17 protein-coding genes are annotated in these 19,943 nt (G+C 71.2%); 8 read left to right on the forward strand and 9 right to left on the reverse strand.

Annotated elements, in window-relative coordinates:
- Nucleotides 1–17: 17 nt before the first annotated feature.
- On the reverse strand, nt 18–4,577 hold the full coding sequence (locus ABZ444_RS31625) for a CHAT domain-containing protein (RefSeq protein ID WP_358004728.1): 4,560 nt from the start codon (nt 4,575–4,577) through the stop codon (nt 18–20).
- A 68-nt stretch (nt 4,578–4,645) separates the two neighbouring features.
- On the opposite strand from ABZ444_RS31625, the gene ABZ444_RS31630 reads away from it, so the two are divergent.
- Nucleotides 4,646–5,005: a hypothetical protein gene (locus ABZ444_RS31630; RefSeq protein ID WP_358004731.1), complete on the forward strand. Its 360-nt coding sequence runs from the start codon at nt 4,646–4,648 to the stop codon at nt 5,003–5,005.
- The gene (locus tag ABZ444_RS31635; protein WP_358004734.1) at nt 5,002–5,772 is read left to right on the forward strand and encodes a hypothetical protein; all 771 of its coding nucleotides are present in this window, start codon (nt 5,002–5,004) and stop codon (nt 5,770–5,772) included. Before ABZ444_RS31630 ends, ABZ444_RS31635 begins: the two co-directional genes overlap by 4 nt.
- 457 nt (nt 5,773–6,229) lie before the next feature.
- Here ABZ444_RS31635 and ABZ444_RS31640 read toward each other — a convergent pair whose 3' ends face one another.
- Nucleotides 6,230–6,682: a hypothetical protein gene (locus ABZ444_RS31640; RefSeq protein ID WP_358004738.1), complete on the reverse strand. Its 453-nt coding sequence runs from the start codon at nt 6,680–6,682 to the stop codon at nt 6,230–6,232.
- Between the two features lie 41 nt (nt 6,683–6,723).
- Nucleotides 6,724–7,860 carry an FAD-dependent oxidoreductase gene (locus ABZ444_RS31645; RefSeq protein ID WP_358004740.1) on the reverse strand — a complete coding sequence of 379 codons (1,137 nt, stop codon included), beginning with the start codon at nt 7,858–7,860 and terminating at the stop codon, nt 6,724–6,726.
- 305 nt (nt 7,861–8,165) lie between these two features.
- On the opposite strand from ABZ444_RS31645, the gene ABZ444_RS31650 reads away from it, so the two are divergent.
- Nucleotides 8,166–9,779: a thiamine pyrophosphate-dependent enzyme gene (locus ABZ444_RS31650; RefSeq protein ID WP_358004743.1), complete on the forward strand. Its 1,614-nt coding sequence runs from the start codon at nt 8,166–8,168 to the stop codon at nt 9,777–9,779.
- Nucleotides 9,780–10,093: 314 nt separating this feature from the next.
- Nucleotides 10,094–10,615 (forward strand): GNAT family N-acetyltransferase, encoded by a 522-nt coding sequence (locus ABZ444_RS31655; RefSeq protein WP_358004746.1) that lies wholly within the window; start codon nt 10,094–10,096, stop codon nt 10,613–10,615.
- On the opposite strand, the gene ABZ444_RS31660 is transcribed toward ABZ444_RS31655, so the two are convergent.
- Genes ABZ444_RS31660 through ABZ444_RS31670 form a run of 3 tightly spaced genes read right to left on the reverse strand, consistent with a single transcriptional unit; the run spans nt 10,579 to nt 12,062 of the window.
- A complete protein-coding gene (locus ABZ444_RS31660; protein ID WP_358004749.1) occupies nt 10,579–10,989 on the reverse strand; it encodes a hypothetical protein in 411 nt (136 codons plus the stop codon). The genes ABZ444_RS31655 and ABZ444_RS31660 overlap by 37 nt on opposite strands.
- Nucleotides 10,970–11,455: a DUF6193 family natural product biosynthesis protein gene (locus tag ABZ444_RS31665; RefSeq protein WP_358004752.1), complete on the reverse strand. Its 486-nt coding sequence runs from the start codon at nt 11,453–11,455 to the stop codon at nt 10,970–10,972. The genes ABZ444_RS31660 and ABZ444_RS31665 overlap by 20 nt, the downstream gene beginning before the upstream one ends.
- A 16-nt stretch (nt 11,456–11,471) precedes the next feature.
- The gene (locus ABZ444_RS31670) at nt 11,472–12,062 is read right to left on the reverse strand and encodes a phosphohydrolase (protein WP_358004848.1); all 591 of its coding nucleotides are present in this window, start codon (nt 12,060–12,062) and stop codon (nt 11,472–11,474) included.
- A 319-nt stretch (nt 12,063–12,381) separates the two neighbouring features.
- Here ABZ444_RS31670 and ABZ444_RS31675 point away from each other — a divergent pair, with 319 nt between their 5' ends.
- Nucleotides 12,382–12,990 carry a dihydrofolate reductase family protein gene (locus ABZ444_RS31675; RefSeq protein WP_358004755.1) on the forward strand — a complete coding sequence of 203 codons (609 nt, stop codon included), beginning with the start codon at nt 12,382–12,384 and terminating at the stop codon, nt 12,988–12,990.
- A gap of 53 nt (nt 12,991–13,043) precedes the next feature.
- Nucleotides 13,044–13,367: a YciI family protein gene (locus ABZ444_RS31680; RefSeq protein ID WP_184618060.1), complete on the forward strand. Its 324-nt coding sequence runs from the start codon at nt 13,044–13,046 to the stop codon at nt 13,365–13,367.
- Nucleotides 13,368–13,631: 264 nt separating this feature from the next.
- Here ABZ444_RS31680 and ligA read toward each other — a convergent pair whose 3' ends face one another.
- On the reverse strand, nt 13,632–15,707 hold the full coding sequence (ligA, locus tag ABZ444_RS31685; RefSeq protein ID WP_358004759.1) for an NAD-dependent DNA ligase LigA: 2,076 nt from the start codon (nt 15,705–15,707) through the stop codon (nt 13,632–13,634).
- A 71-nt stretch (nt 15,708–15,778) separates the two neighbouring features.
- Nucleotides 15,779–16,327 (reverse strand): TetR/AcrR family transcriptional regulator, encoded by a 549-nt coding sequence (locus tag ABZ444_RS31690; protein WP_358004851.1) that lies wholly within the window; start codon nt 16,325–16,327, stop codon nt 15,779–15,781.
- Here ABZ444_RS31690 and ABZ444_RS31695 point away from each other — a divergent pair.
- Both ABZ444_RS31695 and ABZ444_RS31700 read left to right on the forward strand, forming a co-directional pair.
- Complete coding sequence (locus ABZ444_RS31695) at nt 16,305–16,664, forward strand: SDR family oxidoreductase (RefSeq protein WP_358004853.1); 360 nt, start codon at nt 16,305–16,307, stop codon at nt 16,662–16,664. The genes ABZ444_RS31690 and ABZ444_RS31695 overlap by 23 nt on opposite strands.
- 137 nt (nt 16,665–16,801) lie before the next feature.
- Nucleotides 16,802–17,080 (forward strand): hypothetical protein, encoded by a 279-nt coding sequence (locus ABZ444_RS31700; protein WP_358004762.1) that lies wholly within the window; start codon nt 16,802–16,804, stop codon nt 17,078–17,080.
- A 4-nt stretch (nt 17,081–17,084) separates the two neighbouring features.
- Here ABZ444_RS31700 and ABZ444_RS31705 read toward each other — a convergent pair whose 3' ends face one another.
- Nucleotides 17,085–19,922, reverse strand: a complete 2,838-nt coding sequence (locus tag ABZ444_RS31705; protein ID WP_358004765.1) for a LuxR C-terminal-related transcriptional regulator — start codon at nt 19,920–19,922, stop codon at nt 17,085–17,087.
- Between the last annotated feature and the right edge of the window lie 21 nt (nt 19,923–19,943).

The following is a 19,943-nucleotide window of genomic DNA, read 5'->3' on the forward strand; positions in this document are numbered from 1 at the left end:
CCGACCGCCGGTCGCGGTCACACGCCGATATGCACGTACGGCGCCCAGAACATCGGGCTGCCGAAGCGGGCGGTGCCGCGCAGCCGGGTGACGGCCCGGTGCAGCGCCACCGCGGGGTCGGCGGCGCCCGCGGCGAGGACGGCGTACACGTCCGCGGCCACCTCGGCGGCCGAGGCGTCGTACATCGACCACAGGGTGCCGATCACGTTGCGGTAGCCCGCGAGCTGGAACGCCGCGGCCAGGTGGATGGCCTCGTCGGTGAGCGCGGCGTCGCCCTGCGCGGTCTCGCAGGCCGACAGGAAGGCCAGATCGCCCCCGTCCACGCCGACCGTGGTCAGGTCGAGCACGGTCAGGTCGGCGTCGTGCAGCGCCAGGCGGCTGGCGGAGGGGGCGGCGTCGTCCTGGTCGCCGTGGCAGGCGAAGTGGACCCGCCGGTAGGCGGGGATGGCGTCGAGCACGGCGCGCCGGGTGGCGGCCGAGTCCTCGATCACGACCGCCCGTGGCCCCAGGGCGTCGCGGATGGCCCGCACCTCGGCGGGGACCTGGGGCAGGTTCGCGTACTGCCGGTCGGGGCGCGAGGTGGCGGCCAGCGCGGCCACCAGGACCGGCGCGGACGGCGGCGCCGGCGGCATGGCCCTGGCGCGGAGCAGGGCCTGAAGGGTCGGCGTGTAGGAGGACACGACGTGGTCGCCCGCCCATGGGCCGCCGTCGCGGTGCCGTCCGGCGGCGTGCAGCGGCAGGCCCGCCAGCGGCCCGGTGGGACACCACCAGAGCCTGGGCGGGTCTCCTTCCGAGGCCGCGGGCAGGCCGAGCTCGTGCAGCACCGGGCCGGTGACGGCGTCCCACAACCATTCCAGGGTGGTCAGCACGGTCTGGGCGGCGGAGATGCGCGCCGCCATGCCGCCGTGCGCCGCTCCGAGCGTGCGGCGGAACTCCCGGGCCCGCCCGGCGGCCTCCTCGTGGCTCAGCCGGGGCAGCGGCAGCACGCGCAGCCCGCCGGAGGTGAGGAGCAACGCGTCGCAGCGCCGCCGGTCCACGTTGACCAGGACGACGGGACCGCGGTCGGCGGCCGTGCGCAGGGCCGTGAAGTCAGGTGGCCGGAGGAACGACGCGAAGCCCGGCAGCTCCCTGATCCGGTCGCACAACTCGGTGAAGCGGGCCGTCGCCCGGCGCCGCAGGTCGGCTTCGAGCCGCCGGTCGGGACGTCCGATCGAGCCGAGTTCGTCGGGTTGCAGTGACTCGCCGGCCGACGGCCTGTCCAGGACGGCGCTCACCTCGTCGAACTCGGCGGCGAGCCCGGGATGACGGGCGCGCAGCTCGCTCCGGTCGCTCCTGGTCTGGAGCAGCTGGGCCCACAACACGCTGCGTCCCTGTTCGAGCAGCTGAACGGCGGCCCTCGGCGCCGCCGCGACCAGCGCCGCGGCGGCCGCCTCCGTGGCCAGCCCCGCCGCCTGCCTGAGCTGGTACTCCTGCGAGCCGCGGTCGAGCCCGCGCCAGGCCGCGAGCGGCAGCAGCTCCTGCACGCACACCCGGTACTGCTCCAGGGCCTCGACCGGGTGGCCGTGGTGCAGGTTGTAGCCGGCGTACATGCGGGTGTTCTCCAGCCGGGCCAGGGAGTCCTGCGAGGTGACACCGGCGGAGAGCCGGAAGGCGGCCATGGCGCGGTCGCGGTCGCGGCTGCGGCGGCGGCGTTCGTACGTCTCGTTCAGGGCCAGGCCGAGCTGGGAGGCGCGGGCGGCCAGCAGGGGGTCGTCGGGCGGGGTCGCGTCCACCGACGCCTCCAGGTGCCGGATGGCGGCGCGCAGGTCGCGCATCCGGTCCGTACGCCAGAAGCGCAGCAGCCGGCCGTGGCCCACCACGTGCTGCTGGCCGGCCCACGACGGATCGTCCCTGGACGTGGCGGCCAGCCCTTCCCGGCCCAGGCGGACGATCTCCTCCAGGTCGCCGGGGTGGTCGTCGTAGCGGCTGACGTACAGCAGCGACAGGCCCTTGGTGAGGACGGGCCGGAAGGCGTGGCCGGGCGGGAGCATCGCCAGGGCCTCGCGACCGGCCGCGATCGCCTCGTCGAGGTCGCCGGGCCGGCCGCGCACGTCGGCGCGGCGGCGCAGCACGCCCGCCTTGTGGTACAACATCGGCGCCCGTTGCGTCAGGTCGGCGGTGGGAGCGGCCAGGGCCCGCTCGATCGTCTCGGCCGCCTCGTCGAGGTCCCCCCTGTCGCCGCGGTGGTCGGCCCGCTTCCACAGGCCGCCGCTGAGCGCCTGGAGCGCGGGGCCGGTGAGCGGAGAGCGCGACGGCAGCGCGGCCAGCGCGGAGCGGGCGAGGTCGACGGACCTGTCGAGGTCGGCGACCTCGCCGAGCATCGTGTACCGCTGCGACAGCACGATGGCCAGCTGGGTCTGGCAGGGCGGCCGTTGCGGGTGGTCCTCGGGCAGCTCGTCGAGCGCCTGCGTGAGGGTCCGCGCGGCCGACTCGACGTCGGCGCGGTCGCCGGTGCGCTGGCCGCGGATGCGCCGCGCCTCGGCCAGGTTGAGCATGGCGTTCGCCCGGACGGATCCGCGCACCGGCAGGCGCAGCGCCTCCTCGCCCGCCGCGATCGCCGCGTCCAGGGCGGCCGGGGACCCGGTCGACTCGGCCCGCGCGGTGAGGGCCTGCGACAGCACGTTCAGGGCGAAGGCCCGGTTGGGGTGCCCGTCCGGCAACTCGGGCAGGGCCCGGCGCAGGGCGGAGATCGCCTCGTCGAGCGTGCCGGGGTCGGCGGCGAGCCGGGAGTTCTGGGCCAGGGCCCGGCCCAGCGCCAGGTGCGCGTTGAAGCGCCGCTCGCCGGGCGGCGCCGAACGTGCGGCCCGCCGGGCCAGGTCGAGGGCGGCGTCGGCGCCGGCACCGGCGGAGTGGGCGGCGCCGTCCTGCAGCACGATGCTGAGCTCCGACTCGAGCACGCTGCGGTTGGGGTGGTTCGCGGGCGTCGCGTCGAGCGCCGTCCGGTACGCGTCCACGGCCGCCTTCAGGTGGGCCGGATCGCCGTCCTGGCGGTGCAGGCGCGACATCGTCATGCCCCGGACGTGCTCGACGAGCCTGCGGTCGTCGTGACCGGGCGGGACGAGCGCGTCCGCCTCCGCGACCAGGGCGAGCGCGTCGTCGAGGACGGCCCGTTCGCCGGTCAGGTCGTGGACGGCGCACCGGACGAGAGCGAGCTGCACCTTCAGGTGGCCGGTGACCGGAAGGTCGGTCCGGGTCAGATCGGCGAGCATGTCCGCGGAGCGGTCGAGGTCCCGGCGGTCGCCGCGCGCCGCGTAGCGGGCGTACAGGGCTCCGGTGAGGGTGAAGCGCAGCAGGTGGAGCCGGTCCTCGTCGTGGCCGGGCGTGGTCAGGGCCCGGTCGGCCTGGGCGATGGCCGCCTCCAACTCGTCCGGATCGGCGGTGATCGCCCTCATGACCCTGGCCGTGGCCCGGCTCACCTCGTCCTGGAGGTCCTCGCCCGAGCCCAGGTCGGCCTGGTCGCCGGTGACGGAGAAGCGGGCGGTGCTCGTCGCCTGCAACTCCTCGCGCAGTTCCTGGTCGTCGGGCCGGTCCCGCAGGAGGGCGCGGACGCGGGCGGCGAGCTCGTCGACGTCCTCCAGACGCGTCCCCTCGGAGATGCGGTTCCACAGCAGGTTGCGCAGCACCTGGTCCGCGAACCGGTCGAGCGCGGACAACCCCGGGCGCGGATCGCCGAGCGCCCGGCGCAGGACGGTGATCGCGGCGTCCCGGTCGGCGGGCAGCCGGGTCACGCCGAACCGGGCGTACAGCATCAAACCGTGCTGGAGCACGGCGAAGCGGCGGGCGGGCAGGTCCGCGGGCAGGTCGTCCGCCAGGGCGGCCCAGCCGGTGAGCAGGTCGTCGAGGTCCTCGGGGCGTTCCAGCACGGCGTAGCGGTTGCCGACGATCGTCAACCGGCCGATCTCGTACCGTCGGCGGTGCAACCCTGTGTGGGGCAGGAGCGCGATCGCTTCGTCCATGGTCTCGATCGCCGTCCGGGCGAGCTCCGGGTCCCCGGCCTCCGTCGCCCGCACGCTCAGCACCACCGACAGCCGGTTCAGATCCGCCGCCCGGTCCAGGTCGGAGTCGCCGTCGGGACGGCCCAGGGCGATCGCCCGGCGGCACAGCTCCAGCGCGCCGGCGAGGTCGCCGGGCTCTCCCCCGCCCATCATGCGGCGTCTGGCGATGGTCAGTCCCAGTTTCGACAGCGCCGCGGCGGAGCCGGGGGCGAGGTCGGCCGCCTGCCGATACCGGACGATCGCGGCGTCGATGTCGGCCGGGGCGGCGGTGAGGTCCCACTTCGCGACCAGCGCGTCAGCCGCGGCGATCAGGCCCGTGAGTCGTTCCCGCACGTCCGCGGGAGGATTCTCCAGCGCGGTCAGGCAGGCGGCGACGGCCCGGTCCAGGTCGTCCCGGGCGCCGGTGCGGCCGTGGCGCATCAGCAACGCCCTGCCGTACGGCGTGCCGCCCTGCCGGGCGTACAGGTCCACCGCCTGGTCGAGGGCTTCGAGGTCGTCCTCGCGTTCGAAGCGGGCCAGCAGCTCGGCCGGGTCGGGTTCCATGTCCGCTCAGAGCGGCCGGAGGAATCGCGGGATACCGGAGAGGGCCGTCCATCGTGGACGATGTGACCATGACCGAGGACGAGGCGCGGGCGTACCTCTGCGCCGAACTTCCCTCCCTGCGGCGGGACGCCGCCGCCGGCGGCTGGTTGGCGGCCCTGGCCGACGCGCTGACCGTGCTCGAGGAGGGCGGCACGGCCCGCGACGTGCTGACGCTGCTCGACCCCGCCACGGCCGACGAGGCCGACGAGGCCGACGAGTGGCGCGGAGACCCGCAGCCGTATCTGCTGTTCGGCGCCGCCGGGCCCGAGCTGCACGGCGTGTACGTCTGCCCCGACGGCTGGTGCTCCCGCCGGTCGGGCCGCGACGCCGCGAACCGGCCCCCCGTCTGTGACCTGCGCCGGCGGCCCATGCGTTTCACGGAGTCGTGACCGCCGTGCTCGACGGGTTGCTCACCGAGGTGGGCAAGAAGGCCACCGAACGCTGGCTGTCCCCGGCCTGGCCGCTCGGTCTCTGCTTCGCGGTGGCGGCCTGGTGCGCGGTCACCCTCGGCCATGCCCACGCCGTCGATCTGGGCCTGCTCGTCCGGCGCACCCGCGCCGACCTGACCCGGATCGGCCTCGACCCGGTGGCGCTGGTGACGGTGGGGGTCGTCGCGGTGCTGGCCGCCGCCGGTGCGGCGGGCCTGGCCCGGCTGGCGGTGGGCGCGGTCGAGCGGTTGTGGCTGCTGGAACGGCGCGGGCGCAGGCTCACCTGGCCGGGGCGTCGGCTCGCGCTGCTGGAGCAGCGGGTGCGGGCCGAGTACCACGGACTGCGGATCTCCCTGGTGTGGCCCCGGTTGTGGTCGCTGCTGGAGGATCACCAGCGCGTGCCCGTACGCGAGGCCCGCGCGGCGCTCGACACCGCCGCGCTCACCGTGAGCTGGGGCCTGCTGTACGCGCTCCTCGGCTGCGCCTGGTGGCCCGGCGCCCTGGTCGCGGCGGGCCTGGTGACCGGCGGCTGGGCGGCCGGCCGGCGCCATGCCCACGCGTACGCGACCCTGGTGGAGAGCCTGGTGGACGTCCGCCAGCGTGACCTGGCCACGGCGCTGGGCGTGGAGCTGCCGCACGGCGTGATCACGGCGGAGGAGGCCGGTCAGATCAACGCCCGGCTGCACAAGGGCGGCCCCGACCTCCCGCCCCGCCGCCGCCCGGAATGAGGGCCCGACTCCGGGCGGCCGGGCCCGGCCCGTGCAGTTACGGCAGGGAGGCGACGAGTTCGGCGAACTCCTCCGGCGTCACGATGCGCACTCCCAGGCTCTCGGCCTTGGCCCGGTTGGAGCCGGCCTTCTTCGGCTTGGCCACCCGCGCTCCCCTTGGCAGGGTCACCTGTGCCAGAAGGCCATCGGAAGGACCGTCCGCCGAACATCCACAGGTCGTGCAGCTGGCGAAACAGTTGCGCGGGGCTTCTGGCACAGGTGCTCCACGAAGGGCTGGGCGACCGGCGCGATCAGCCGCGCTCATGGGCGTTCGGGGTGGTGCCCGTGCCCTTGCCGAAGAGGTGGCGGTCAGGGTGGCGTGCGAGCTGTCGTACGCGGGACTGCCGGAGGCGGCGCGGAGCCGGTGCTGCCCGCTACGAGGCCGCCATCCCCATCGCTGCCGCCAACGACTGGCTCGTCATTCTTTGACCGTGGGATACGTGGTGGTAACGCCGCTGTCGGCGTCGTAGGAGTCGGAGAGTTCGATCGTCGACGGTTTCAGGTCGCGGACCGCGTGTTTGCACTCGATCTCGAAGGCGATCTCGGTAGGGGTGCTTCCGACTTCCTTGAGGTAGAGCTCCAGTCGCTGGTTCAACTGATCTGTCTCATCTATGTCGTACAAGGTGACGAGGCCGCCTGCGACGAGGGCGTCGAGCGAGTCCGTGACTGGCGTGAATCCGCGGAGCACTTCGCAGTCGATCATCGCCAGGTCCGTGGAGGGCTGCGACGAGTTGAGAAGGCGAGCGGTGATATACAGGGTCACTCTCTCCCCCTTCTCTGCTGTGTCGTCCGGTCCGGGCAGATGCCACGGCTTGCCGTCCTGAGCAAGACACTTGGCTTGGACGCTGAATCCCTGAACTGTCTGAGTCATTGACGCCTCGTCACTTCCTGTGGTTGCTGACATTCCCGCGTTCAGTCCTCGGCGTCATGGGCGATCGACAGTCTCGGATCGACCAGGCGCTCGTTGCGCGGATGGTGAACGTGGAAGTCCGGCATCGGCACCGCGGGCCCCTGGCCGAACACGCCGGCCATGTAGTCCACCAGGCCTTTGCATTTGTCGGGCTCGAACACCTCGTGGTCGTTGTCCTCGACGGTGCCCCCGATGACGACGCGGTCATGGCGCGGGAACATGTACCCGTTCTGCCCGTACAGGTATTCCAGGTTCACCTGCGGCCGCAACATCGCGAGCTGTCCTCGGTACGAGATCATGTCGTTGTCGTTCCACAGTTCCTTCGCGCCGAGGCCGGTGCAGTTGATGATGACTTTTTGCGTCAGGGACGTGAGCACGTCCGTGCTGTTGATGAATCTCCGGCTCACGAACATGACGCCGCGCGCCCTCAGGTCGCGTTCCAGCCTGGGAATGAGGATCGGCGGTTCGACGAGCAACGTCCGGTACCTGTATCCGGAGATGTTGTGTCCTTGGAACGGCAGGCGCGGGAGATATTCGCGCGGCGGCAGCAGTCCCGGCACGAGTTCATGCACCACGTCGATGCCCGACGTGGGGCGGACGCTGTAGTTGTCGACCTCGGACACGCCGAAGCCCTTGCCGATGCTGGCCTTGAACATCGTGTAGGCGGTCGCGAGGATGTACTGGAACTCCTGCACCTTGGCGAAGTCCTTGGAATACTCCAGGATCGACGCGGCCCATTGGCCGCCGGCCTTGTACGACGTGGTCTCGACCGGCTTGCGGTCGGAATAGATCGTGACGTTCAGCCCGAGGTCGAGCAGCAGGGTCGCGGCGGTCATTCCCATGACGCCCGCGCCGATCACCGCGATCTCCCTTTCGATGACCTTGGTGTCCACCTGACGTTTGAGGACCATGTCCCGCACCGCGGCGGCGCAGCCCCAGCTCAGCGTGATGCCTCCACCGCCGTGGCCGTAGTTGTGGATGACGAACCTGTCGCCGAGCTCCTCTCCGCCGAGCCGATAGGAGTTCTTGCGGTAGGGCCTCAGACCCGCGACGCACGCGCCCGGCTGATGGGGATCGAAGGTGAAGTCCGGAGTGGGCAGGTTGGAAGGTGTGCTCACTCCACGCTCGTCCAGCAGCATGTCGGGCTCCGGTGATCAGATGCTTGGCCATCGGTACGCATACCCGTGCAGGCCTCCGGGCTTTCCCCGGACTCCAACGCTTGACCGGCCTCTGGACGACTGTTTCCAGAGCGGCGACGACGTCCGGCCGTGCCGCACATGGACGTCTTGACCTGCGGAAACACCCGTCCTGAGTAAGGTCAAGGCACGGCTCCCGCGCGTTCGCCCGGCCGGCCGCGCGGGTAGGCGTCCCAAGCGGCCGGACGATCCGCGCCTGTCCCTTCCGACTGATCTGCCGTACGGCGGGCATGCCCAGGAGCGTCATCGTGCCCTTCACCGTTGCCGACTACATCCTCGAGCGGCTGAGCCAGCAACAGGTCGACACCCTGTTCGGTGTGCCCGCCGCATATGGTGCCCCGCTGTTCGACGCGGTGGGCGCGCACCACATCACGCCGGTCGTGACCGCCACCGACCTCGAAGCGGGATACGCGGCCGACGGTTACGCGCGTACGAAGGGCCTCGGCGCCGCCGCGGTGGCCAACGGCGTCGGCATGCTCAGCATGATCAACGCCATCGCCGGCGCGTTCGTCGAGCGCAGCCCGGTCGTCGTCGTGAACGGCGGCCCGAGCGCCGCAAACCTGGCCAACCTGAAGAACCTGGACGTCCTGTTCTCGCACTCGACCGGCCAGCCCGACGGAGACCTCAACGCCTACCGGCTGGTCACCGCGAGCGCCGCCCGCGCCGGGCAGGCCGCCGACGTGCCCGCCCTGGTCGACAGCGCGATCTCCACGGCGATCAGGAAGAAACGGCCGGTCTACATCGAGATCGATAGGACCATCTGGACGGCGGCCTGTACGCCCCCGGCCGGCGCGCTGCCCGTCACCAATCCGGCGGTGGGCACGGAGCAGCAGCTCGCCACCACGATCGTGGGCCTCGTGCGCGCCGCCACGAAACCCGTGCTCCTGCTGGGCGTCGAGGTCCAGCGTTACGGACTGGCCGACAAGGTCGCCGCCCTGATCGCCAAGCTCGGTGTCCGCTGGTCGACCCAGGTGCTGGCCAAATCGGTGCTGTCCGAACAGGACGACGGCTGGGTCGGGGTCTTCGCCCCGCCGAGCTGCCAGCCCCCCGAGGTCCGGGACGCGGACCTGATCGTGATGCTCGGCTGCGTCTTCCCCGGCAGCTACGCCACGTTCATCCGGGACAACACCGACCACATCGTCACCGCCTACGACGGCAAGGTGAAGATCAAGAACGGGAGCAAGCAGAACGCGGACATCACCGCCCTGGTGACCGCACTCGTGGCCGAGGCGGCGAAGGAGGCGCCTGTTCCCATCTCCGCGGCCGTCGACCCGGCCCCGCCCGTCGCCACCGGCCCGCTGACCTACGCCCAGGTGTTCGACCGCGTCGGTGTCGCCCTGGAAGCCTCATGGCTGGCGATGCCGGACACCTTCCTCGGTGGCGCGTCGGCGGCGAACCTGCCGGTCAAGGGCCGTGACGGGTTCCTGAGCAGCGCCGTGTGGGCCTCCATCGGCCATTCCGTGGCCGCTGCCGTCGGCGCGTCCTTCGGGTCGAGCAGGCGTCCCCTGGTCATCTGCGGCGACGGCGGCTTCCACATGACCGCCCAGGCACTGTCCACGTTCGTACGCTATGACCGCAACCCCGTCGTGGTGGTCATCGACAACGGCATCTACGGCCTGGAGCAGTACCTCATCGACTCGGACTACTTCACCAACCCCGGCGTGACGCCGAAGCCCTACGTCGTGCTCAACCAATGGGACTTCGTCAAGTTCGCCAACGCTCTGGGCGTCCGGTCCACGTACTCCGTGGACACCGCGGCAGAGCTCGACCAGGCGCTCGCCACCGTGAAGACGTCGTCCAGCACCCCCGCGCTGATCGTCGCGAAGGTCGACTCGCGCGGCCTGCCTGCAGTGCTGCCCTGAACCACCGTCCGAACCAACCTCCTGACGCAATGAGGGACGCGTCGCCGCAATGCGCTGCGAGGACGCTCCGGCCACCCTCGACGACCTGACATGCTCATGCCGGGATGGCCGCGGTCGGCGCGAAGCCCGCGGCGCGCAGGGTCCCGCATGGCACGGCGGTGTCCACGCCCTCCAGCCTTTGGTGTCGCAGGGCGCGGTCGTGGTGGAGGATTCCCGGGGCGCTGAGGGACAAGGGAGGTCCGACCCGGGCGTCCGACCACCCGACACATCGCGCGCCAGGTGGGGGGCTTAAACTGCACGCCGTGTTCCCTCCAGTGAAGATCATCGCCGATGGATTGGTGATTCGTGAGTTCGGGCCGCAGGATGCCGGGCCCGTGGCGGCATTCGTGGCCTCCGGTGATCGAACGGCGCTGCCCCCCGGCTCCCCAGAGGTGGTCGCCGACGTGCACGGGTGGCTGACCGACACTGTGCACCGGCGACGGCTGGACGGTGAGGGCGTACACCTGGCGATCGTGGAGCAGGCCACCGGCCAGATCGTCGGCAGTATCGGGTTGCGCGACACCGACTGGGAGGTCGGCCGCACCGAGATCGGTTACGGAATTCACACCAGTCAGCGAGGTCGCGGCCATGCGACCGAGGCCGCGCGCGCGGTTGGACGGTGGGCGCTTGTCAACGGTGGGATACGGCGTGTCCAGTTGCGCTCTCGCATCGACAACGCCGCTTCCCTGCGGGTGGCAGAGAAGGCTGGATACCAGCGGGAGGGCACCGTGCGGATCGCTGAGCGGGACGGGTGCGAGGCTCATGACCTGGCAGTCTTCTCGATGACTGCCAGATGAGCAGCCGCTCCGATCTCCATCAGGTGGTCGGCCGGGTCGACTCCGTCGTCTCCGTCCCAGCGGCGCCGAAGGTGGACGATGGTTCGATCGGCAAGCGCTCCGAAGCCGGGAAGGTGCCGGTGTGCTTGCCGCTGGGCGTGCAAGCAGTCCAAGCCCGCAGGCATCGTCGGCGCGTCGACATCGGCTTCGTCCAGGTTCCATCCCTCAGCCCGCTCGATCTCTTCCGGGGCCTCGATCACCTCGACCTTCGCGAACGTCTCCAGGACCTCGCGAGCCGAACGGGCGCGGACCCACCACCACGAACCACCCATGCCGTAGTCATGCAAGATCAGGAACCGCTGCTTCGCATTTTCCTCAAAGATCACGAGTGCCATCTCCTTGACAGTCGCCAGCTGGGCCGAGCCCGGCTGGGAGGTTGTCGACGGCGAGGGCCACTGCGATGCCCGCGGTGTGGGTGACCCCGATGGCTTCGGAGCTTCCGGGACGACGGACACGAAACCGGCCGTCACGTAGCGGTTCGATCGACGGCGCCCGGACCGACCACGGATAACTCGTGCAGCTGCTGAACAGCACCCTGAAATGGCTGGTGAAGGGATAGAGCTGCCGGAGTTTCGGTTCCGCGCCGGCAGCCTCGATCAGAGCCACGATGCCTGGGTAGGCGTTGCCGGGGTGCAAGGCTTCATGCCGCTCGTGATGCCGGCGCCAGACGAGCAGCAACTGCTGCCAGCGGGCCTCGACGGTCTCCGCGGGGCCGAGCCTGCGGGCAGCGGCGAGATCGGGAAGCTCTGGCCTCGGCGGAATCCGAGGTATCCGACCGGAGGTGCCGGAGTTCATCGTCATGGTGTGTCGCCGGCTTTCAGCTGTGGATCGGGAAGGATGCCTGGAACGCCAATCGTTCGTCGGCCCCGTCGCCGATGTGAGAGAGGACCTCGTCGAGGGCGATGAGCTCCTCCCACGTTGCTCGGCCGGTGGCCTCGGACAGGCGGGCCACGATGAGGTCCTCCAGGTCCGGGACGCGTTTGTTCTTCCAGATCTTGTCGGCGAGGCTGACAAGAAGGTCTTCCAGGCCGACATCCTGCCGCGTCCAGGATGCGTGCGTCGCGGCGAAGCGGGCGTGCTCCGGGTTGACGCCGCGGCCGAGCAGAAGGGCTTGCCCCGCTTCCTCATGCGCCGATCCAGGGCCGGAGAGCTCGCCGGGATGGACGGCCTTTCCTATGTCGTGCGTCGCGGCCCCGAACAGCACCGCCTCATGGTCGAAGATCAAGGTGGGACGGTGCCTCTCCAACCAGGCGACCAGTTGGTGCGCGACATCGTGGACGGCCCGCAGGTGGGCCACCAGTCGCAGCGGGCTTCCCACGTCGGACAGCAGCTCCGCGATGTGTTTTGGCAGAGGGATCGGAGGAGAGTCGACTGCGCCACTCGTGGCCCTCGACATGGCGGCGTCCATCGTCACCTCGTCAGGGTACTGATCGCGCCTCCTCCGGGGACGTCGTGGGAGTGGAGGTCCTTGGCCTGGTGGCGAGTAGAGCGGCTGGGGCCCGTGCTGCCATCGGGATCGGGGCCGTATTCCGTCGAGAATGATCTGGGCGATGTGTGCGGAGCGTTCGCCGCCGATGTCCGCGTCGGTGTGTCGGATCGCTGACGACCGGCGTCCCGGGAATTCTGCGAAGAAATCCGGGAGCCGGTGTCGGATCGGGGCGGTGGCGTTCGTAGCAGGGGTGAGGCCGCCCGCGAGGGGCGGCGCCACAGGCGGAGGAAGCGCGACCATGAAGCTGACGACCATGACTCAGGTCACCGTCGACGGAGTGATGCAGGGAAACGGCGCCGCGTCGGATGACCGCGGGAACGGATTCGAGCGCGGCGGATGGGCCCGGGGGAAGGGTGACGACGAGACCAGGACGTTCATCAGGCAGGCATATCAGCGCGCCGAGGCGTTCCTGTTCGGCCGGCGCACTTATGAGCTGTTCGCCGGCTCTTGGGGGGCGATCGACCAGATGCGTGCACATCCCATCGGCGCGGCCTTGAACGAGGCCCCCAAGTACGTTGCCTCGACCACGCTCACCGCCCCGCGTTGGCAGGACACGACCGTTCTCCGCGGTGACCTCGCGGCGGCTATCAGCGAGCTGAAGGCCAAGCCCGGGGGTGAGCTGCAGGTGCACGGCAGTGGCATCCTGATCCAGTGGCTGCTGGAGAACGACCTGGTCGACGAAATGATTCTGATCACCGTCCCGGTGGTCGTCGGCCAGGGCGCGCGGTTGTTCCCCGACGCCGGCCCCGATCTTGCGCTCGACCTGGTCGAATCGCGGGTCGACTCCAAGGGTGTGTCGATCCAGGTCTACCGGCCGGCTGGACGCCCGCAGTACGCGACGGCCTGAAGTCCCTGGCCACCGGACCACGCTGTCCTGACACCACAGGAGTTGATCTTCAAATGCGGTACCTGGTTTCCGTGATCGATGACAAGAGCGATCCTGGCAGCACGGACAGACGGCCCGCCATCAGCGCGTTCAACGAACGGCTGATCGCCGAGGGTTACTGGGTCTTCTCGGGCGGACTTGCGGACACCGACGCGGCCACGGTCGTCGACAACCGGGGCGAGCAGGCGGTGTTCAGCGATGGGCCTTTCGTGGAGTCGAAGGAGTATCTCGCCGGCGTCTGGGTGTGGGAGGCCCCCGATCTGGATGTGGCGCTCAAGCTCGCCGCGGAGGCGTCGAAGGTCTGCGATCGGAAGATCGAGGTGCGGCCGTTCCTGTGAGCGACGTCGAGGAGGCGATCGCCCGGGTCCACCACGAGGAGTAGGCACGGGTGCTGGGCGCTCTGACCAGGCGTTTCGGTGACCTCGACATCGCCGAGGAGGCGGCGGCCGGGGGAAGCGGGGCCGCCCCCCTCCCGAGCAGATCCCAGCTGCGGAGCCGAGGCCACCCGCGACCGCAAGTTCTGAGCACGGCACTCAGCCGTTACCACTGGGCAGTTCCGTGGCGGCAGCTCGCCTCCACGGAACCTGCTTCGGCTCATGAAGCTACAGAGAGGAGCTGACAAGTTCGGCGAACTCCTCCGGCGTCACGATGCGCACTCCCAGGCTCTCGGCCTTGGCCCGCTTGGAGCCGGCCTTCTCCCCTGCCACCAGCAGCGACGTCTTGGCCGAGACGCTGGAGGACGCCTTGCCGCCGGCGCGTTCGATCAGCTCGTTCATCTGGTTGCGGCTCAACGCCTCCAGCGTGCCGCTCATCGCGCCGGTCACCACGACCGACATCCCGGCCAGCGGCAGCCCGGTCCCGCCGCCGGTCTCCGGGGAGCCGGGTTCGGCGGGGGGCGTCCAGCCCGGCTCGGCCATGTTCACGCCCGCCTGGACCAGCTTGTCGATCAGCGGGCCGACCTCGATCAGCTCGGCCACCACGACCGGGGCCTTCTCCGGGCCGATGCCCTCGACCGCCTGGATCGCCTCGGCGTCGGCGGCCCGGATGGCCTCCATCGAACCGAAGTGGCGGGCGATGCGGCGGCTCATCGACCGGCCGGTGCCGCGGACGCCGAGCGCCGCGAACACCCGGCTCAGCGGCCGCCCCTTGACCTGCTCGAAGGCGGCCAGCAGGTTGTCGGTGCTGGTCTCGCCCATGCGGTCCAGGCTGAGCAGCTGCTCGCGGGTGAGGAAGAACAGGTCGGCGAAGTCGGCGATCAGACCGGCGTCCAGCAGCTGCTTGATGCGGTTCTCGGCCAGGCCCTCGATGTCGAGCTGGTCGCGTCCGGCGGCGTAGACGATGGAGGCGATGGCCCGGCAGGCCCGCCCGCGCACGCACCGCCACCGTTCCTGCGAGCTGTCGATGGCGTCGCCGCAGGACGGGCAGACCTGCGGGATCGGGATCGGCCGCTCCTCGCCGGTACGCAGGTGCACCACCGGCGACTCCACCCGCGGGATCACGTCGCCCGCCTTGTAGACGACCACGCTGTCGCCCAGCATCAGGCCGCGCCGGGTGATGTCGGCGACGTTGTGCAGGGTGGCGTAGGTGACGACGCTGCCGTCGAGCTCGACCGGCTCCAGCACGGCGCGCGGGGCGATGATCCCGGTGCGGCCGGTGTTCCACTCCACGCCGACCAGCTTGGTGATCTTCTCGGTGGCGGGCAGCTTGTAGGCGGTCGCCCAGCGCGGCGCGCGTGAGCTGAACCCGGCCTCGGCCTGGTCGGAGGCCAGGTCACACTTGATCACGATGCCGTCGATGCCGAACGGCAGCCCGCCGCGGGCCGCGGCGATCTCGCCGACGCGCTCCTGCACCCGCTCCAGCGTGTCGGTGACGATCCCGGCGACCGCGGTGGCGGCCGTGGTCTGCACACCCTGCCCGGCCACCCACTCCATGACCTGGCTGTGCGGCAGCTCGCGCAGCCGCACCGCCAGCTCGGAGTCGTCGCCCGGCGCGGGCAGCGCGCCGTAGCCGAAGAACGTCAGCTCGCACACGTACGGCCGGTCCTGGGCGCGCAGCGTGCCGGCGGCGGCGCTGCGCGGGTTGGCGAACGTGGTGCCGTCGTGCGCCGAGCGCTTGGCGCACGCCTCCTCGAACTGCGACGTCGTCATCATGACCTCGCCGCGCAGCTCCACCGTGACCGGCTCGGCCAGCCGCTCGGGCAGGCCGACGATGGTGCCGATGGCGTGCGAGACGTCCTCGCCCGCGGTGCCGTCGCCCCGGGTGACGAGCTGGGCCAGCCGGCCGCCGCGGTAGCGGGCCGAGATGGCCAGGCCGTCGAGCTTGGGTTCGACGCTCCACGCGGTGACCGGACGGCCGAGCCTGCGCTCGACCGAGGCGGCCCAGTCGGCGAGCTGCTCGGCGCCGAACACGTTGTCCAGGCTGAGCATCGGCACGGTGTGCGGCACGTCCCCCACGACCGCGCCGCCCGCGACCTTGCCCGTCGGCGAGGTCGGCAGCACCTGCTCGGGATGGGCCTCCTCGTAAGCCTGGATACCGCGCACCAGCCGGTCGTAGGCGTCGTCGTCGAGGGTGGAGGTGCCGTCGGCGTAGTAGGCGGCGGCGGAGTCCACGGCGAGCTGCACGGCCTCGGCGTAGGCCGTGTCATCAGCGAGGACGGTAAAAGGGGGCGTCTCGGTCATAGCACTACAATGCCGGTAGTCACTGACAATCCGAGACCCCTGGCACGTCCAGTCGGCGGCGGTCGTTCACGTCACGACGACAGCCGGGCAAGCATCGCGGTGACATCGTCGGCGAGCGACTCGTCGACGGGCGCGTGGCGGTTCATCAACCGGTACCACATCGCGCCGAACACCATGTCGACCGCCAACTCCAGATCCACGTCCGCGGGCAGCGTCCTGGCGAGCACGGTACGCAGCGCGCACCGGCGGGAGTCGATGAACCCGCGCATGCTTACGGCGAACGCCTCGTCGCTCTGCGCGTCGGCCATCAGACCCACGACCACCCCGCCCGCCGGGCCACCGCTCAGCCGGAAGGTCTCCAGGAGGAACGTGCGCAGGTCCTCGCTGCCTGTGGGCGCCTCGACGAACGCGGTCAGCGCTTCGAGCATCACCTCCGCCTTGGTCCGCCACCAGCGGTAGACGGTCTGCCTGCCGGTGCCCGCGGCCTGCGCGATGCCCTTCAACGTGACGTTCTGATAACCGTCGCGCTCGCACAGATCCAGGGCCGCGCGCAGGATCGCGTGCCTGGATGTCTCGCTCCTCGCAGCGGCGACGGCACTGTCGGAGCGCGGCTCGCTCACTTTCGTCGCCGCCGCCTCGGCAGGCGCCGCCTTCCCCGGTTCCAGCGGGCTGGCCGCGATCAACGGGGCGATCGAGGCCGTCGTCCCGGGCCTGGCCGTGGAGCTGGCGCCGATCAGGGTCAACGCGGTCTCGCCGGGCGTGGTGGACACCGAGTGGTGGAGCTGGCTGGACGAGGCGGTCAGGGCCGAGGCCATGAAGGGCTTCGCCGCCGCCTCGCCGCTCAACCGCGTGGCCGAGCCGGCCGACATCGCCTCCGCGATCGCGTTCGTCATCGGCAACACCTTCACCACGGGCACGGTCCTCACCGTCGACGGCGGAGGCAAGCTGAAGGCATGAGGACGATCCCGGTCACCGGCTCAAGTAGCTTTGCGGTAGTTCGCGGTAGCGGTTCATGATTGGTGCGAGTCGGGCCTACCACCCGTCGTGCCGGCTCGAATGACCCTGGACACAGCAAGCGGCATGAACGGGAGACCATGGCAGCGGAGTTCGCGATCGGTGAGTACATCCTGGTGCAGGACGGGAGGACCTTCGAAATCTTCCATTGCCTGACTGAGGCCAGGCGATACCACGTGGCGTTCCTCGGCGTGGACGCGAAACCACACGGTGACGGCTTCAAGGTCACGATCGGTACCCGGTACAAGGACCGGATCGTCAACGGGGTGCCGCTGAAGATGGATCAGCAACAGTTCGCGCGTTTCCAGGACTTCATGGCCGCGGCCATCGCAGCGCGCGACGGCACGAACGCCCCATAACCGGCTACCGGGGTGTCCGGCGCCGCCGGGCTCGCCCAGCTGGGGAGCTGATCGACCCGAGATCGTCGGCCAAGAGCAGTGCGTCGAGGGCGGCTCGGCCCTCTTCGGCGCGATGCGGGATCAGCAGCAGGGTATGGGCTCGTTCCAGCCGAGCGTCGATGCCCTCCCACTGGGCGACCGAGGCCGCCAGCGCGTCCGGGTCCGCGTGGAGCCTGCCGCCGGCGCGAGCCAGGCATGCCGAGGCCCAGAGGTTCTCACCGGCTGTCAGGAGCGCGGCCGCGAGCCGGTCCGGGGCGTCGGGCAGCCCGGCGACGACCGCGAGCTCGGCTCCCGCCGCCTGCGCGTACGGCGCGTAACGTCCCATCGAGAACGTGCCGAAAGCCCGCTCCACCAGGGCGCCGGCGTCGCTCAGGTCACCGGACTGCAGCGCGGCACGGGCATCGACGAACGCGCCGAAGGAAGTCAGCCGGGCATGCCCGGCCTGCGCGTGGTCGACCACCACGCCGGCCCTGTGACGCCAGAGCCGGAAACGGACCGGGTCGTCGAGAAGTCCATGGGCGAGCGCGATGGCCGACACGGAAGGCAGCAGCCATCCGGCCGGCGGCCGGCCGGCTCGTTCCCAGCCCTCCCACATCCGTTCGCCGTAGCGCAGGGCCGCGCCGAGGTCCCCGGTGAGGACGAGCGCGGGGATCAGTCTGCTGGCCGAGATGTAGGGGTGGTCTCCGACGAGGTCGTCGGCCATCATGATCCGACCGGCGGTGATCGCCGCGGGCAGATCGCCCGCGACGATCGCGTCGGTGCAGGCCACGTGCAGGGTGTCCACGATCTCGATGGCCGAACGCGGGTCGTCGCGGTTCATCTCCGACAGCAGTGCCAGCCGCTCCTCGGTGTACCGCCGGGCTTCGTGATGCCGGCCGGCCCGTACGGCGGCGGTCGTCACCGCGTCGAGCCCCGCGCTGATGAGCACGGCGTCGCCCGTCGTCCGTGCGACGGCGAGCGCGCGGGCGGCCAGGGCCGGGTCCGGGTCGAAGGCGCCCGGCCGCGCGGTCCAGGCCGCCGCCGCGGCGAGGGCCGCGGCCACGGTCGGGTCGCCCGGGTCTCCGGCCTCGGCGGCCTCGGTGAGATGACGGCGAAGCCGCTCGCCGGGAATGCCCTCGGGGAAGGAGGCCAGAAACCTCGCCGCTGTCTCCACCGCACGGGCCAGGGCGACCGCGCGGCCGTTCTCGTCGCCCGCGGCGTGGGCCTGCGCCGCCGAGGCGAGCAGCAGGTCGAACACGTATTGCCCGGAGATGTTGTCCAGGGAGCAGTCGGCCGCGTGCCGCAGGTCTTCGGCCGCTTCGGCGGGACCGGGCGCTCGTTCGGCTGCCTGCCGGTAGTGGCCTTGGGCCTCGGCCAGGAATCGGCGGGCGAAGGTGAGGTGTCCCAGCGAGCGGGCCAGCCGGTGCGCCGCCCCGCCCGGTCCGGGCGGTGCGGCGGCCAGCGCCGCACGCAGATCGTCCGAGACCTCGTCGAACTCCCGCCGCCAGCCCTCGGCGCCGTCCTTCTGGCTGTCTTCGAACGGCGCCGCTGTCCCGGCGCCGTGCTGCCCGGCGGCGATCAGCCGCTCCCGCATCGCCGTCGCGGTACCGGCGGCCCACAGCAGATGGAGTTCCCGAGCCGCTTCGTACTCGCCGGAGTCTCGTAGCAGGTCCTCGGCGAAGGCTCTGACGGTCTGCAGGAGCCGCCATCGGCTCGCCGTCCCCGGGACGCGTAAGACGAGACTCTTGTCGACGAGTCGCCCCAGCACATGGCTCACGGCGCCGGATGGGCGGCCGGCGGCGAGCGCCGTCACGGCGGCCAGGTCGAAGCCGCCGCAGAAGACCGACAGTCGTCGGAACAGCGCCTGCTCCTCCTCGTCGAGCAGGTCGTGACTCCATTCGAGCACCGCGCGCAGGGATCGATGCCGCCGGTCGGCTGCCCGTCCTCCGGTGAGCAGCCTCAGCGCGTCGTCGAGCGCGACGAGCAGCCCGGCAAGCCCCAAAGAGGCGCTGCGGGCCGCGGCGAGCTCGATGGCCAGGGGAATGCCGTCGAGCCGGGCGCAGATCTCCGTCAGCAGGGCCAGGTCGGCGTCGAACTCCGGATCGGCCGCGGTGGCCCGGTCGAGGAAGAGCGCCTCCGCGTCGGAGGCCAGAGGCAGCGGGCCGATCGGCACGGTTCGTTCGCCGGGCACGCCGAGGCGCTCGCGGCTCGTCACGAGGATCCGGGTGCCCGGACAGGCTGCCAGCATGCGCTCCGCGAAGCCGGCGGCGGTGTCCAGCACATGCTCGCAGTTGTCGAGGACGAGCAGCGCCCGATCGCGGCGAAGCCGTTCGATGACGGCATCCTCCAACGGCTGCTGGGCGCGCTCACTGACCCCGAGCACCTTGGCCGTCGCCTGCGCGACGAACCCGTCCCGTACGGGAACCAGGTCCACGAACGCCCCGCCGGCCGGGTACGTGGCGCAGATCTCCGCCGCGAGGCGGCTCTTGCCCGCGCCGCCGGGCCCCAGCAGGGTGACCAGCCGGGAGGCGCCGAACGCCGCCAGGACCGCCTCGTGTTCACGTTCGCGCCCGACGAACGAGGTCATCGGGGTGGGAACCCCGAGGTGCGGCCCATCGGGGATGTCGCGGTCCGCACCGGCCTGCGTCGCCTGCTGCGCCAGCTCCTGCCGGTCGGCCACGCCGTACTTGCGCAGCAGCGAGGCGACGTGGCTCTCGACCGTGCGGACGGAGATGCGCAACCTGTTCGCGATCTGCGCGTTCGACAGCCGCGCCGCCACCGCCGCCAGCACCTCGGCCTCGCGCTGGGACACCTTTGCGATCATTCGGACATCATCACGTACGTG

It is taken from the genome of Nonomuraea sp. NPDC005730 (assembly GCF_040630865.1).
GTDB lineage: Bacteria > Actinomycetota > Actinomycetes > Streptosporangiales > Streptosporangiaceae > Nonomuraea.

What these genes read in the sequence shown, in the direction of transcription:
- ABZ444_RS31675 (WP_358004755.1), top strand. Translation starts at nt 12,382, where the DNA reads ATGAAGCTGACGACCATGACTCAGGTCACCGTCGACGGAGTGATGCAG.
- ABZ444_RS31630 (WP_358004731.1), top strand. Translation starts at nt 4,646, where the DNA reads ATGACCGAGGACGAGGCGCGGGCGTACCTCTGCGCCGAACTTCCCTCC.
- ABZ444_RS31660 (WP_358004749.1), bottom strand. Translation starts at nt 10,989, where the DNA reads ATGGCACTCGTGATCTTTGAGGAAAATGCGAAGCAGCGGTTCCTGATC.
- ABZ444_RS31680 (WP_184618060.1), top strand. Translation starts at nt 13,044, where the DNA reads ATGCGGTACCTGGTTTCCGTGATCGATGACAAGAGCGATCCTGGCAGC.
- ABZ444_RS31665 (WP_358004752.1), bottom strand. Translation starts at nt 11,455, where the DNA reads ATGACGATGAACTCCGGCACCTCCGGTCGGATACCTCGGATTCCGCCG.
- ligA (WP_358004759.1), bottom strand. Translation starts at nt 15,707, where the DNA reads ATGACCGAGACGCCCCCTTTTACCGTCCTCGCTGATGACACGGCCTAC.
- ABZ444_RS31700 (WP_358004762.1), top strand. Translation starts at nt 16,802, where the DNA reads ATGGCAGCGGAGTTCGCGATCGGTGAGTACATCCTGGTGCAGGACGGG.
- ABZ444_RS31640 (WP_358004738.1), bottom strand. Translation starts at nt 6,682, where the DNA reads ATGACTCAGACAGTTCAGGGATTCAGCGTCCAAGCCAAGTGTCTTGCT.
- ABZ444_RS31625 (WP_358004728.1), bottom strand. Translation starts at nt 4,577, where the DNA reads ATGGAACCCGACCCGGCCGAGCTGCTGGCCCGCTTCGAACGCGAGGAC.
- ABZ444_RS31705 (WP_358004765.1), bottom strand. Translation starts at nt 19,922, where the DNA reads ATGATCGCAAAGGTGTCCCAGCGCGAGGCCGAGGTGCTGGCGGCGGTG.
- ABZ444_RS31670 (WP_358004848.1), bottom strand. Translation starts at nt 12,062, where the DNA reads ATGGACGCCGCCATGTCGAGGGCCACGAGTGGCGCAGTCGACTCTCCT.
- ABZ444_RS31645 (WP_358004740.1), bottom strand. Translation starts at nt 7,860, where the DNA reads ATGCTGCTGGACGAGCGTGGAGTGAGCACACCTTCCAACCTGCCCACT.